This window comes from Microcoleus sp. B7-D4, from assembly GCF_036705125.1.
Taxonomy (GTDB): domain Bacteria; phylum Cyanobacteriota; class Cyanobacteriia; order Cyanobacteriales; family Microcoleaceae; genus Microcoleus.
The window spans coordinates 1-14655 of the sequence record NZ_JAUBTT010000066.1 but is presented as its reverse complement, the minus strand read 5'-3'; the positions used below and the strand labels follow the sequence as shown (position 1 = coordinate 14655).

The following is a 14655-nucleotide window of genomic DNA, read 5'->3' as shown; positions in this document are numbered from 1 at the left end:
CGGAAACGAATAATCTGACAAACCCGCCCTCCCAAGACGAACAATCCAAATGTACATTTTTTCGATGCGAACACAGACAGGGTTGATGTAGATTATTCGTTGTGTGGGGGCGGGTTTATCTAGATTGTTTGCGCTTCTTAAATATTATTTGTAAAACCCGCCCCTACGGGTATTTAGGGTTATTTAATCGGAGTTGAGTTCATCTCTTTTTGGAGTTCCAAATACCGATAGAGATATTCCGAAACTATCCCGTGCAAAAACAAGTCGCGTGCCGCATTAAACGGACTGTTTGGTGCTAGCGGATGGCGATTGACAATTACATGATTCCAGTCGCAATTTCCGGTAATCTCGCTGACGTACAGTCCGAAGTTTTCATCTAACTGAAGCGACATCACTGCTCGCGCAAATTCGTCGCTAGTCAAACACAGAGAATAAAAGACTTTAAACAATTCGATCGCCGATTCTAAATCCAGAATATTTAGCCATCTGCGTTTTTCAAAATCTATGACCACTTCTACTGGTTGAATACTATCATAATTTATTCCCCGTTTTTTGACGACTTGCAACCAGTTAGGATTTGTCAGCATTGCTTGGTTGTAATCCCAGACAAAGTTATAGAGAATTAAGTCGTGTTCGAGAAACGCATTCTCAGCTAAATCGCTAACAGTACGCGGATAAAGCTTTGACTTTTCTATCTGGGTGTCGGGGCCGTTGTCAATCAAGAAGTTGATAATGTTGGAGCCGATGCAGATGTGTCGGACAATTAAATAACAAGCTTCGGGCGAGACAAAGTTATTTAGGAAAAATGCAGCCGATTTGTGCATTAAAGTGTAAGCGCGGAATTGAAATGGCAACAGGCGCTTTGTTGTCATAATTACCGCCAGCAACAAGTTAGCAATTACTTTGATCGGAATCAGCAAATAACTGCGAGTCCAGTTTTGCAAATCCCGGATCATGTAGGCTTTTGCCACTAAATCGACGGGAATAGATCGATCGCAAAATAGCACATCCCAAACATTCGGATCTCGGCGGTTGTAGGGTTTGGTAGCGTAAGGGATTTTTCGCTCATCTGGGAGATTTTCGGTATCTTGTTTTTGCAGCTTTTGCATTAGCGAATTTCCTCCAATTGCAGCAAATATAAACGAGCAGTTACGCGAGCGGTTTTGACAATGCGGCGGGCAATATCATCTGTCATCCATTCGGCATTAATCAAATTTTCCAGTTTGGCTAAATGCGACTCGTCATTCGATCCGTGATAAGCTAAAAACGATACTTGTTCGGATTGCAAACCGAGAGTTTCTTGAATTTGTTTTGCCCACTTTCCCGCCAACCGATTGCCCAAACCTTCGATAATAAACATACTGCCAATTAAATCAACCGGATTGTCCCGCGATGCTTGGTGAAAGATAAAAGCTGATAGTGCTTCGCTGCCAATATTCTTATCATATTCCACAATTTTTGCCAATTCACCGCCCACAGAAACATAATTTTGTTCTAGCATTTGATAGTCGCGGTGTTCGTCTTGAGCATGGCCGATAAAAGTCGATCGCAGGCGAAAGTCACTCATGTTAGAAGCAGCGCGAGCAATCCAGCGAGCTCCCTCTACAACTTGCGGCCGGAGATTGCACAGCAAAGCTTGATAATCTTCTATTGTAAACTCTCCTCGGTACAATTTGCGGACAATGGGAACAGAACGAATTTCGCGATCGAACTTCAGCCAAATCCATGCTAACTCCCGCAACAAATAAGCTTGCGGAGAGTTGGGGTGTGCAGGTTTAACGCTTTCGAGAGGCGAAGTTTCCGGAACCTCGTGAAAGTTAGAAAATTGAGAACTCATAGGCTTATGGGTATTTTCCACAGCAGTTAACATCATATATGCCGTGGTAAAGCGCCCGCTTTCCGGGACAAAACAAAAGATTTTCTGTCCAGGCTGCAACTTGCCAGAATTGAACAATTCCTCTAACATTAAATAAATCGAGGCGCAGCCTGTATTTCCCCTTGTGTATAAGTTGGTAAACCATTTTTCTTCAGGAATCATGCAGCCTGCTTGTTCCAGAAGTTCCACAATTTGCCCCCGGAAAAAGTGAGACGAATAGTGGCACAGCAGCCAGTCGATTTCCTGCGGACAAACTCTCCCGGCTTTAATCAACCGCAGCCAACCTTCAACGCCTAATTTCATTACATTTTCCAGCAAGCGAATATTCTGCCGCAAGTCAAAAGCTCCTGCTGTGGCTGCATCGAGGTAGGAAGAATAATCCAGCCAGCTTTTAGTGGATGTTTCGTTGGCTAATCCTGAATACATACAAACAGGATAAGCATTGGCGTGAGAAACGAGTTCAATCCATTCTATTTTTAAACTAATTCCTGTTGCGCTGGGATGGTTTTGGAGCAACAATGCTCCGGCACCGTCGGAGAGCATCCAGCGGAGAAATTCTGTATCGAAAGGCAGGGTTTTTCCCGCTTGCAGAGAAGTCTCTGTTTCAAATTTGGTGTTTTTGAAGAGGCGCGAGGGAAATTCGGAAGCGACGGCTATGGCGGTTTGTTTTTTGCCGAGTTCGATTTGAGAGGCGGCGTAATTTAAAGCACTAACTCCGGCACAGCAAACTCCTTGAGTTGACACTATTTCTAGGGGAGATAATTCGGAAAGTTCCCCATGTACTGTGCTGGCAAATCCCGGTACTAATAAATCTGGTAAAGTAGTAGCGCAGGCCAATAAGTCGATCGCCCCTGGTTCCAAATTTGCCTGGGCGATCGCGTCACGGACGGCAAACGCGGCCATTTGGCTGTTAGAATATAGTGTTTGCTGCTGTTTGTCGATCGCGTAGTAGCGCTGTTGAATCCCGTTGCTGTTGAGAATTCGCTGCCTGACTCTCGAAGGGCGCGAGGCAATTTTGCCAAGATATTCTTCCATCTCATCATTATTAATCGGTTCTCCCGGCAAAAATTTTCCAATCCGATTGATATAAGCACTGTACATGGCGTAAACCTCCAAAGTTGCTAATTTAGTCGGGTGCGTTGGTTTCTTAAATCAAGCCAGAAAACATCTAAAATTGATTGTGCTGTGTGAAGCAGTGAACTTGCAAGGAGCAAGCAGCTATCTTGTAGAGTCGCCGGAAATCAGGCAAGTTGAGCAACAGAGGCAACAAGTAACCTGAAGCGGGGTGAAGTTTATGGTAATTGAGCCAATATGTAACTAGAGTTCCTTCGCAGCTTCCCGACTGAAATGGATATTGCAAAACTAGATACTTGGTATTCTCCTTCTCAACGCCGCACGGCTGTTTCGCTGTTGATGAAACGACTAGGCGTAACTCGCACTAGGGCTGAATGCTTTATCAGGCTTTGGGTTTACTTATCGGTGAAACAGCTTCAGGAAAGCCAGCCCCGTATCAAACCACCGCTGGCGAAACTGGAAGTGCCAGCAACAGAAGTGCAGTGCACTCACCGGGAAGCCGCCGAACTATTTTACTCCGATTCCGATCGCGGGAGCGATCGCGCCGCCGGAATGATGTTAGATAAATTAGCAGCACTCGGATTAATCGCAAAACACTTTGACGGTAACACTACGGCAATTCAAATTCAACCAGTTTCAGAAATTTTCGAGGGCGCCGAACCTCAAAATCCTGTACAACTCCAATTAGATGATTTCAACCCTCGGTGCGACGCAATTATCGTTGCCAATTTATTAGCTACCAATTACAACTGGATGAACCGCAACACTAACGCCGTTCCCCACAAAATTGCTAAAATACTCCGGCTTTTTGCCAGTCAATACTCAAAGGGAATGCGAGTTTTGCGGCGCTCAGATAACCTCAATCCAGTCGGGTTTTACTTACTTTATCCCACAGTTAGCGAATCTGAAGTCAATTTTTTTAACGCTCCTAGCAAAAGCCTTCATTTAAGTTCTATTTCCGATATCGATCCTTTCAATATGGCGCTACCAGGAGATATAAATTGCCAGTCAGTATTTATCCGCAGTTGGATGATCGATCCGCAGTATTTGTCAGAATACCGCATTGCTTTTCTCGAAGACGCCCAAAAAGTTTTAGGCGAAATGCAAACAGATTTTCCAAATCTTTGCGACTTGTACACCCTGATGATTCACCCCATGTACGAAAAACAGTCCCTGGCTTTGGGATTTCAGAAGACTAGCAGCGATAGTCAGTTATCTCTTTATTGGATGTATCTAGCATTGGATAGATTTTTGGCGATCGATATCAAGGAAGCATTAGTTAAACTATAAATTACCACGTCGATGATTCAGCGGTTGAAACCGCTACTACACAAACAAAGATGATTCGGCGGACTAAGAAATAAGGAGGATATTTATGCCTGATTTGGTATAATTAGAGCCACTTCAAAAAACAGAAGATCCAGAACCCCGACTTCTTGAAGAAGTCGGGGTTCTAACAGTGTTACTTCTTAGTCTCGCGTTGCGCGGACTTCGTTTGTATAGTCGCGATTTCAATCGCCGAGTGACTTATAAAACTTCCCGTCCCAAATAGGGTTGTAAGGCTTCCGGCACTTTTATAGTTCCGTCGGGCTGCTGGTAATTCTCCAAAATTGCCGCCATTGTCCGGCCCACAGCTAAACCGGAACCGTTGAGGGCGTGAACGAATTGAGTGCCTTTTTTACCCGCTTCTTTAAAGCGAATATTTGCCCGCCGCGCCTGAAAATCTGCGACGTTGGAACAACTGGAAATCTCGCGGTATTTGCCCGCAGATGGCAGCCACACCTCTAAATCGTAGGTTTTGGCAGCAGCGAAACCCAAGTCGCCGGTACACAGTACGATCGCCCGATAAGGCAATTTCAGCGCCTGCAAAACTCCCTCCGCATCCTGCACTAACTTTTCGTGTTCTGCCTCGGAGGTACTCGGATGCACGAGTTTCACCAATTCAACTTTATTAAATTGATGCAACCGAATTAATCCCCGCGTATCTTTGCCGTAACTGCCAGCTTCGCGGCGAAAACAAGGAGTATAAGAACAGTGATAAATTGGCAACTGTTCTGCTGTCAAAATTTCACCTCTGTACAAATTGACAACCGGAACTTCGGAAGTAGGAATTAGCCACAAATCATCTTGGTCGCACTTGAAACTTTCTTCAGCAAATTTGGGTAATTGACCCGTAGCGGTGAGGGATTCAGTGTTAACTAAAAATGGGGGAATGACTTCTACATAACCTGCTTTTGTGTGGCGATCCAGCATGAATTGAATAATCGCTCTTTCCAGGGCTGCACCAGCCCCCATTAAGCTTACAAAGCGGGGCTGAGCGATTTTAACTGCCCGTTCAAAGTTGATAATTCCTAATTTTTCGCCGATTTCCCAGTGCGGTAAAATACCGGAATTTTGGGGAATGTATTCGTCTCCCCAGCGCCGGATTTCGACGTTTTCCTCTTCATTTTTGCCGATCGGCGTTGACGAACCCGGCAAGTTTGGCAGCGGTAGCAATAAAGCTTCTATTTGAGCTTTTAGCTCTTTTTCCTGTGCTTGCAATTCGTTCGACTCGGTGCCGACTGCGTTGCCTTCTGCCTGCAGTTCCTGAATTTCGGGAGATTCGAGGGGTAAACCCGATTTTCTTTTTTGACCGATGAGTTTGGCAATTTCGTTGCTGCGGGCTTGTAGTTGCGATCGCTTGCCTTCCAACTCCCGCTGCTGTTTGTCTAATTGCAAAATCGGCTCGATTTCATAGTTACCTCCCCGCAGGTTGAGGCTTTCTTGCACGGCTTGCGGGTTTTCTCGGATTAATTTGAGGTCTAGCACAGATTTATTCTAAATCTTAAATTTTAGATCGGCTGGGACAGAACGAGATGATATAGAAGCTTTGTTAATCATTGGCATATTAAATCATAATTTATTCTGACCTAAATTCCTCGTTGGGTGTCACCCCTGAAGGGTGACACCCCACAAATGTATGTTATAGTTGCAAATATTAGTAGATGCACCCTGATAATTTTCTACCCCAGCCAGCGATGGTAGGGGTTTTTTGTTGTGTGGCATCGAATTGAGATCAATTCCGGTTGCACCGTCAGGTGATTGTTGACTGTTGACTGTTGACTGTTGACGGGCGGGTCGAAAAACTGAATGGTTGAGTGTTAACTGTTGACTCGATTTTATTATTCCGATGCCACCGCAAACGATATGAAGCCCTGGATGCACTATCAGTCTAAAAAACCCGGTTTCTCGCGATTATCGTCTCAAATGAGGCAATTACGTTAAGAAACTGGGTTTTTGCGTCCTGGACTAGGTTAGTAAAATATCTTTCCGGTTAAAAGTTAAAGCCAGTGCGAAGCAACCAAACCCATTGAGTTTCGTTGCGGCTGTCATTCTCAGGATTAACAACGACCCAAGCAGCAGGGGTGATGGAAATGTTGTCGTTGACCTGAAAGCGATAGAACGCTTCAATGTGATAGGAAGTATCTCGCTCGCGGCGGACATTACTGCTCGTCACGCGACCTGGTAAACCCACTAAAATCCCCGGTAGGTTGCCTTCACCTCCGACATCTGGGAAACTTATCCCGATCGCTGCATAGACAATATCGGCGCGATCGTCACCGTCAACATTTAGCAAAACCACGCCACCTCTACCATCAGAAACGCTGCTAACACCAGAATTTTCTGCATTGGCGCGAGTATAAACGCCCCAACCGTGAACTTGCAACCGGGGAGCAAGGCGGTAGAATCCTTGTACGCCTACAGAATCGCTGGATGTAGCAATATTGTCCCCAAACGGTCGCGCAGCCAGAAAACTGCCCGTACCGCCTGTGAGATCGGCTTTACCGCTTGGTGCAAAGGTACGAGAATAGGCTACGCCAATCTTACTTTTCCCGTTAAGTATGATTTTTAGCCTTGAGCCAACCTTGGCAAAGATCATGTAAATTGGACCAGCCTCGCCAGAGGACTTGAATCCCAATCGGAGATTTACGACGATGCTCAAGATAGCCCCCAAGATAAGCAACCGATTCAATTGCCCAAGCAACTGTTAAAATAGCCGTTCGCTTTGGGAATCTAGCTGATAAGACCTGAATTTGAACAGGGCTAAGTATTTAAATCGCAGGAGTATCAGGTTGATAAAGATGATTGTTGAGGCGATCGCATTGACCTTGTAATAAAAGCTGCGGTTATGTTACATTAAAATAGGAATTAAACCTCAGTTGCGTGATAATACATAGCTATACTGCTTGTTCTGTCGGTGGAGGTGCAGCCGAAAGCTTATCTGTCATTATCCAGAGTTTACCTACTTTGGAGTTATCGATAGAGCAGCAGTCGGACAAGCCACCAATTTAAAGTTATCTTCAGTTTTCCATTACTATGCAAACTATTCAAGTTGAAAAATCAGGTCAAATTCAAGTTAATAAAGGCAAAAATCCTAGAGAACTTTACGCCCATCAAAAGGAGGCAATTAAGGCACTGGCTCAGAAAAACAAGTCTCCTTTTGAGGGTTTGTTGGTTTTGCCTACGGGTGGTGGAAAAACGTTAACAGCCGTTCATTGGTTACTACGCAATTTTATCGATAAGCGAAAAAAAGTTTTGTGGATTGCTCATCGACATGAGCTACTTAATCAAGCGTTTGAAACTTTAAAGTTTAGTGCCTACCCATCATTACTGAGTGATACTGAAAGATTCAGATATCGCGTGATTTCTGGTGATACCAACAATCACGATCGCCCTGTTAACATCCAACCGACTGATGATATTATCATTGCCAGCAAAGATAGTTTAAACAGTGGGCTGAATTACCTCACAGATAATTGGGTTAATCATTCTAATGAGATACTTTTAGTAGTGGATGAAGCCCATCATGCAACAGCAAAGACTTATCGAAAATTAATTGACAGCATTAAGCAAAACTTTAAAGATAGAGGAAAAGCAGATGGTTTCAGAATGTTAGGGTTGACAGCAACTCCATTCAGAACAGATAAAAGTGAGCAAGGTTTGGTTAAAAAAGTTTTTCCCGATGACATTATATTTTCAGAACACTTGAGGACGCTCATTACAAGAGGAATTCTTGCAGAACCAGTTTTCGAGAACTTAGAGACAGAGCTAGATTTCTATAAAGAATTAACAGACAGAGATATTAGATCAATTGAGGACTTCGACAAATTACCTAAGAAGGTTGCCGAAAAAATTGCGATGTCGAGTATCCGCAATAAACGGATTGTCGATCACTATGTTGAGAACCGAGAAAAGTATAAGCCCCTTCTGGTTTTCGCAGTTGACATCCAACACGCGATCGCATTAAACGGATTATTTAAAAAACGAGGAATAAAATCTGACTTCGTGGCATCAAAAATCATAGACGAAGGCACTGGATCTACAATTTGTGTAAAAGAAAATTCAGAAAAAATCAAGCGCTTCAGGGCAGGAAAACTCGAAGTTCTCATAAACGTAGAAATGTTGACCGAAGGAACTGATTTGCCTAATGTTCAAACAGTTTTTCTGACACGCCCAACTACTTCTACACTTTTAATGACCCAAATGATTGGTAGGGCTTTGCGCGGACAGAAAGCAGGAGGTACAGAAAAAGCCTATGTTGTAAGCTTCATCGATAATTGGGAAGATAAGATTAACTGGGTTAATCCTGAAAAATTGACTGATATTGATGGCGCTGAGTTTGTTGATAGAGATATCGAGACAATGAAGAGAATTGCTCGACTTATCTCAATTGAAAAGATAGAAGAGTTTGCCCGTATGATGGATGATTCCATCGACACTACTGCTTTAGAAAAACTAGATTTTCTGAGGCGGGTTCCTGTTGGAATTTATCGCTTTTCTATTCTTGAATCTTCTGAGTCTGCTGAACCAGTGTCTAGAAACGCTGAACCAGTGTCTAGAAACTATGATGTACTTTTATATAACGGCACTGAGGAAGCCTATGATAGTTTTGTTAATGACCTAGATGCTGTATTTAAGAGTGTAAATATCCAAAATAGAGAAGTCTTGACTGACGAGGAGCTGGAATATTTACTGCAACTAACGAAGAACCTCTACTTCCCAGACTATCCTTTCCTGCTTGGATACAGAGATGATGATGTTAAAAATATTTTACGCTTCTATGCTCAAAAGGAGATGGAGCCAGAGTTCATCGCTTTTAGTGAGCGTAGAAAGTGTGATTTGTCAATTGTGGCAAGACATATCTACGAGAATGATTTAACACTTAGGCAGGTGACTGAATATCTTACATCGCTATGGAATGACAGTAAATCCTTTTGGCAGGTTTTATTTGGATATAATTACCTTTATTTCAAGAAACAGGTAGATATCGAAATCAATAAGCTACTTGGAGTTTACCCCGATCTAACAGTTACCCCGACCATTGTAATTCCTGATACAGTTCCATTAGAAAGCCTTTCACTTGTGGAAATCCGAGAGCGTGATCCAGCAGAGTATCGGGATATTAAGGATGCTGTCTTTGCCAAGTATACTGACGGGAAAGGATTCATCGTCTGTGCCTCTAGTGGGTTTAAGAGCCAGATGCGAAGAGATTTTCAAATTGACCACATTATACCAATGTCAGAAGGTGGCTTAACTAGATTGGAAAATCTCCAAGTGTTGTCGCCCAAAGCACACGCAGAAAAAACTCGGTTGGAGAATCTAAAAAGGTAGTGAGTCGCAAAGCTTGAACGAATCCGCAGTATAACAATTCGCTTGGAGCAGACTGCTGAAAGATATTGGTACTGAGTTCAAGGTTACTTGCAGGCGCTCAAACGAACCGTTATGGCGAATCGATAAGTCCATTAAGATTATCTATTTCAGTTCGAGATTAGGCAAGCGAATATAGTAGACTTCGTTGTTGAGTTCGGAGAGATTATTGGCGATCGCCCTCTAAAACACATCAAATCATTTGAGAATATTTGCTGATGAGTGAAATAGCGATCGTCTATAGCAAACTTTAACGGTCAAGTCATCGACATTTCCTGCTTGCCAAAGTTGTTCGTAGATCGCATTTTCACGATCTATGATGGCTTGCTGATAGTTGCGCTTCTAGGCGTTGCTTAATCAGGGTATGAAAAAAAATCTCTTTAAAATCCAAAAGCTTTGTGGATACTGGTTTATAGGAGGGTTCTATTTAGCTTTTCATACCGTAAATCAGCAACGCCAAAAGACTGAGTGCGATCGTTACTCGTTTCACCTCAAACTCCAATGAAGGATCGTTTGGAGAGAGTTGCTCGTAAATATGACGTTGCCAACCTAACATTAGCTTTGGTCAGGTTTAAGCTCGAATACCTAATTTTTTAGGTGACAGGCTTTTCCTCGTACATGATTGTACAAAACCTTGTTTGTTTTCTTCTCGTAAAACTTTCTGGCTCGGCTCGTTAGACTGCTTGTGCGAACAGACAATATACGAATATCCAGGCTCTGTGTTCCCTGCGAAAAAATCAACGAGGCTTGATTTTTTTAAAGGCTTTATGAGCATTAATTTGAGCAGTATCTGAGAAAATTTTAGGAGAATATTTTCGACAAAATTTTTCAGAAATTGTGTTTAAAACCTGGCAGAGTCATATTAAATTTAACTCTCTATATTTGCTGATGATAACAGTTCAATACTGGCTCGATATCTATCTTTGGATAGACAAAACTTTTAGCACAAACTAAAGATGCGAGAGCCTATATCGCCACCGATCTGCTAATCTGCAGTCGGGTCGGACGCGCTGCGCCAACTTAATAAATCTTAAATTTTGCTTGGGTAGGATATTGTAAAAAATCATTAAGTTTACAGTCAATTACGGTAGATTATAGTAAACTGCAAACAAAGTCTCGCACTCACCGATGCAGCCCGTTAAAAAGCCCTAGTAAAAAAGCAGATAGTCGCTCAAAACCAACGGTGAGAGTAGGCGAGTCAAATATTTGCCTGTAAAACCTACAACTACAGTCATATTGACATGGTTTAAAAGCTCTGGATCATGGCGATCGCCCGGATTGGCAAAATCACTACTATACTGCAATAATTGTCTGCGCTGTCAATGCCTAAATCTGAGATGCGATCGACAAATCACCTATTCTGTTTCCTAGAAATATTTGCCAGCGAAGGCGGCATACAATCCTACGTTAAAGACATTTTCAAAGCTTACCTGTCCATAACCGCAAACACGACCTCGCCGCCACAAGCTGAAGTTTTGCTGTTGCGAGATTCCGAAGAATGCAACAATCCTTACGAGTCAAGAAATCTGAAATTTTATTATCTCAAAACCGAGAATCTCTGGTTTGGTCGTCTTAATTTTGCTACAGTATTACTAACTCGCTTGCTGCAAAAACGACCGCAGCGGGTTTTTTGCGGTCACATCAAACTCGCACCGCTAATTCAAATTCTGTGCCAACCCTTGGGAATTCCCTACACAATTTTAACTTACGGCAAGGAAGTGTGGGAACCGCTTGGGCCCAAATATCAAACAGCAATGAGTAAAGCTGACAGTATTTGGACTATTAGCAGGTACACGCGCGACCGCACTTGCAAAATTAACCAATTAAATCCTGAAAAGTTCCAAATAGTGCCTTGTACGGTAGATGTAAATATATTTACGACTCGGCACAAGCCACAGGATTTATTAGAGCAGTACAATTTGGTTGGTGCTAAAATATTGATGACTGTAGCCAGATTGCGATCGAGCGATATTTACAAAGGCGTCGATGTCACAATTCAAGCTTTGCCGCAAATAGCCGAAACTTTTCCGAATGTGAAATACTTAGTTATTGGCAGAGGAGACGATCGATCTAGATTAGCCAAACTCGCTGATGACTTGGGAGTTACCGAAAGAGTAATATTTGCGGGTTTTGTACCGACAGAAAATTTAGCAGCACATTACCAGTTGGCCGATGCTTATGTAATGCCCTCCCAGGAAGGGTTCGGTATAGTTTATTTGGAAGCGCTGGCTTGCGGAGTACCCGTACTCGCGGGGGACGCAGACGGGTCAGCCGATCCGCTGCAAGATGGTAAACTGGGATGGCGAGTTCCCCACCGAGATTCAGCAGCAGTAGCGGTTGCTTGTGTGGAAATGCTGCGAGGGGAGGATAAAAGGTGCGATCGCCACTGGTTGAGGGAACAAACCCTCGCAAGATTTAGTGTTGAATCCCTTTGTCAATCATTACTAGGAATTTTTCAACCCTCTGACTCAGATAAGCTTATGCCGTAGAGAGCGGTTTCTGGGTGTACAATGGGAAAATTAACTCGATCGACAGCCTGAATTTGTGAGTAGGATAGAGGTGATACTAAACGGCAGTTTCGTATACTTTTGGTGACATTAAAGACATATTGGACAAAAAAACACCGTTTTCTTGTCTTTTGTGGGCTGCGACTGGTAAAATTAGTATCCGAAGAAGGCAGTCCTGACTCTCTCCCCAGCCTATGTACGCCCTAAAGCTAGAACTCAAACTCAACAATTCAGAACGTACAAGGATGGCGCGACACGCCGGTTACGCTCGGTTTTGCTATAACTTGGCTCGTACCCTTTACTTGGGCGTGATGGATATCAAAGTTAGCCGTACTCGAAAAATTGCCCTCATCAAAAAAACCTTCACAAACTTCATCAAAAAACAACCAGAATATCAATGGACTAACACTTTATCATCTCGCGTTTATCAAAATGCTTTCCGGGCCTTCAATAGCGCCCTAGAACGCTTTTTTAACGGGGTCAGTGGCTTTCCTAATTTCAAACGCAAGAAAGGCGGGGACTCCTTTACCGTAGACAGCAGCAATGGGCCAATATTTCTGAGAGCTGGAAATCGGATAAAAATTCCCACATTGGGAACGTTTCGCCTGAAAGAATCTATCGGGTACAACTGTTGCTCTCAAACATTTACCATCAGCCGTAGGGCCGAAAAATGGTATGTCAGTTTTACAATAAAAGCTGACAGAATCCCCCCTTTGTATCATGAAGTATGCGAACCGACAGGCATAGATTTAGGAGTTTCCACCTTTGCCACCTTGAGTGACGGTACGGTATACCAACTGCCAAATTCCCTAAAAAAAGCGAAAATCAAGCTAGGGAAACTACAGTACCGCAATCGAAACAAGCAATTAGGCAATAGAAAACTTGGGATTGAAGCCTCGAAAAACGCTCAGAAATTTTATCGCAATCAGGCTAAACAACACGCCGATATTGCTCAGGGGCGACGAGATTTCTTGCAGAAAACAACGACAGAAATCAGTCAGAAGTATGCTCACATCCGCATCGAAGATTTAAATGTTTCTGGGATGGTGGCCAATCACAAACTGGCTTCTTCAGTAGTAGACTCAGGATTTTATGAATTTCGACGCTTTCTCACTTATAAATCTCCCATTTACGGCACTGTTGTCGAACTGGTAGATAGATGGTATCCCTCATCTAAAACTTGCTCAAGCTGCAGCCACGTTCAACCGATGCCACTTCAAGCGCGAATGTTTGTTTGTGAGTCTTGCGGTAACAATTGTCATCGAGACTTGAATGCTGCGATTAATTTAGCATCAGTCCCAAAAGATCGAGTAAGGATGGCTAGTCCTGAATTAACGCCTGTTGAGTAGAAGGAGCCGACTCCCTACGCAGACACAGGAAATAAGTTTTAAGTGTCCGAGATGTCAGTCTTGTCCGCTTTATGTCAATCTTATGTAGCAGTTATGCCTACCTGCAAAGACACCCAAGGAGACCACCGTGAACCAAGGCAGCCCCAAAATATCTTTCAAGCTACCCCGTATTAGTAATTGGCTGATACTGCTGGGCATCGCGTGTTTGTTGGTGTCAATTGGTTTGGGTTGGGTAGTTAAATCAGTGTTGATTGTAGTAGCTTTTTTGTTGCTGACACCTGTGGTCGCATTTTTCGCGCTTCAGTGGTGGCTGAAACGCAATTTAATTGAAGATAAGTGTCCAGTTTGTCAATACGAATTTACAGCTTTAAATCAAACTCAGTTTCAGTGTGCCAACTGCGGCGAACCTCTGCAAATAGAGGAAGGTCATTTTAGTCGCTTGACACCGCCCGGTACGATCGATGTTACCGCAGTAGAAGTATCATCGGTTCAACAGTTAGAAGATTAACCATTGGGAATTGGGAATTGGGAATTGGGCATGGGGCATGGGGCATAGGGCATAGGGCATAAGTTATTTGTTGGTTGTTATTTGCTATTTGCTATTTGCTATTTGTTACCTGTTATTTGGTATTTGTTACTTGTTGGTTCTAATAACCAATTCTCCATGCCCGATGCCCGATTCCCGATGCCCGATTCCCGATGCCCGATTCCCGATGCCCGATTCCCGATGCCCGATGCCCGATGCCAGATGCCCAATGCGCGATGCCCAAAATTACTTTTCCAAGCGCACTGCATACCACTGCAAAAATTTTCCATACCCGACATCTAATTCACAATAAGTATCAATTAAATACTTGGCTTGAGCTTCCACGCCAGATATTTTATCCACCTCCTGCGGCAAATCTTCGTGTTCCTCGGCTAACACGGCTTTCAGCTTTTCTAACAGTTCCGCCGCAGTCAAAAACTGCTCTGGCTGGTTTGTTTCTAACACCACAAAGGTGTCTTCGTCATACAGTGACATAGTTTCAAAGGTTGAGGTTAATTATTTCTAAAGTTTCGTACACTTAAGCGAACCAAAGTATAAACTGCTACACAAATACTAGACAAGTCTCGACATTTGCTTCTTACTTCATCGGGAGCATGGGAGCGGTTATCCCTCAGT

11 protein-coding genes are annotated in these 14655 nt (G+C 43.3%); 5 read left to right on the top strand and 6 right to left on the bottom strand.

The features are described 5' to 3' along the window. Positions 1 to 179 precede the first annotated feature (179 nt). Both QUB12_RS24515 and QUB12_RS24510 read right to left on the bottom strand, forming a co-directional pair. Complete coding sequence (locus QUB12_RS24515; RefSeq protein ID WP_333144421.1) at positions 180 to 1109, bottom strand: DUF6999 family protein; 930 nt, start codon at positions 1107 to 1109, stop codon at positions 180 to 182. After that, the gene (locus tag QUB12_RS24510) at positions 1109 to 2977 is read right to left on the bottom strand and encodes a 3-oxoacyl-[acyl-carrier-protein] synthase III C-terminal domain-containing protein (protein WP_333308806.1); all 1869 of its coding nucleotides are present in this window, start codon (positions 2975 to 2977) and stop codon (positions 1109 to 1111) included. Before QUB12_RS24510 ends, QUB12_RS24515 begins: the two co-directional genes overlap by 1 nt. A 246-nt stretch (positions 2978 to 3223) precedes the next feature. Between QUB12_RS24510 and QUB12_RS24505 the strand changes: the two genes are divergently transcribed. Further along, on the top strand, positions 3224 to 4240 hold the full coding sequence (locus QUB12_RS24505; protein ID WP_333105905.1) for a hypothetical protein: 1017 nt from the start codon (positions 3224 to 3226) through the stop codon (positions 4238 to 4240). Positions 4241 to 4477: 237 nt separating this feature from the next. On the opposite strand, the gene serS is transcribed toward QUB12_RS24505, so the two are convergent. Both serS and QUB12_RS24495 read right to left on the bottom strand, forming a co-directional pair. Then, the gene (gene serS / locus QUB12_RS24500) at positions 4478 to 5758 is read right to left on the bottom strand and encodes a serine--tRNA ligase (RefSeq protein ID WP_333105906.1); all 1281 of its coding nucleotides are present in this window, start codon (positions 5756 to 5758) and stop codon (positions 4478 to 4480) included. A gap of 505 nt (positions 5759 to 6263) precedes the next feature. Then, entirely contained in the window at positions 6264 to 6908 is a 645-nt protein-coding gene (locus QUB12_RS24495; protein WP_333308824.1) for an iron uptake porin, read from the bottom strand. A 398-nt stretch (positions 6909 to 7306) separates the two neighbouring features. Between QUB12_RS24495 and QUB12_RS24490 the strand changes: the two genes are divergently transcribed. Beyond that, positions 7307 to 9601: a DEAD/DEAH box helicase family protein gene (locus QUB12_RS24490; protein WP_333308804.1), complete on the top strand. Its 2295-nt coding sequence runs from the start codon at positions 7307 to 7309 to the stop codon at positions 9599 to 9601. 463 nt (positions 9602 to 10064) lie between these two features. On the opposite strand, the gene QUB12_RS24485 is transcribed toward QUB12_RS24490, so the two are convergent. Then, positions 10065 to 10193: a hypothetical protein gene (locus tag QUB12_RS24485; RefSeq protein ID WP_333308802.1), complete on the bottom strand. Its 129-nt coding sequence runs from the start codon at positions 10191 to 10193 to the stop codon at positions 10065 to 10067. Positions 10194 to 10959: 766 nt separating this feature from the next. On the opposite strand from QUB12_RS24485, the gene QUB12_RS24480 reads away from it, so the two are divergent. From QUB12_RS24480 to QUB12_RS24470, 3 genes are all read left to right on the top strand, one after another. Next, positions 10960 to 12126, top strand: a complete 1167-nt coding sequence (locus tag QUB12_RS24480; protein ID WP_333144428.1) for a glycosyltransferase family 4 protein — start codon at positions 10960 to 10962, stop codon at positions 12124 to 12126. Positions 12127 to 12338: 212 nt separating this feature from the next. After that, a complete protein-coding gene (locus tag QUB12_RS24475) occupies positions 12339 to 13493 on the top strand; it encodes a transposase (RefSeq protein ID WP_333144429.1) in 1155 nt (384 codons plus the stop codon). Positions 13494 to 13620: 127 nt separating this feature from the next. Beyond that, positions 13621 to 14001: a hypothetical protein gene (locus QUB12_RS24470; RefSeq protein WP_333105913.1), complete on the top strand. Its 381-nt coding sequence runs from the start codon at positions 13621 to 13623 to the stop codon at positions 13999 to 14001. 264 nt (positions 14002 to 14265) lie between these two features. On the opposite strand, the gene QUB12_RS24465 is transcribed toward QUB12_RS24470, so the two are convergent. Then, positions 14266 to 14514: a chlororespiratory reduction protein 7 gene (locus QUB12_RS24465; RefSeq protein WP_333144430.1), complete on the bottom strand. Its 249-nt coding sequence runs from the start codon at positions 14512 to 14514 to the stop codon at positions 14266 to 14268. Between the last annotated feature and the right edge of the window lie 141 nt (positions 14515 to 14655).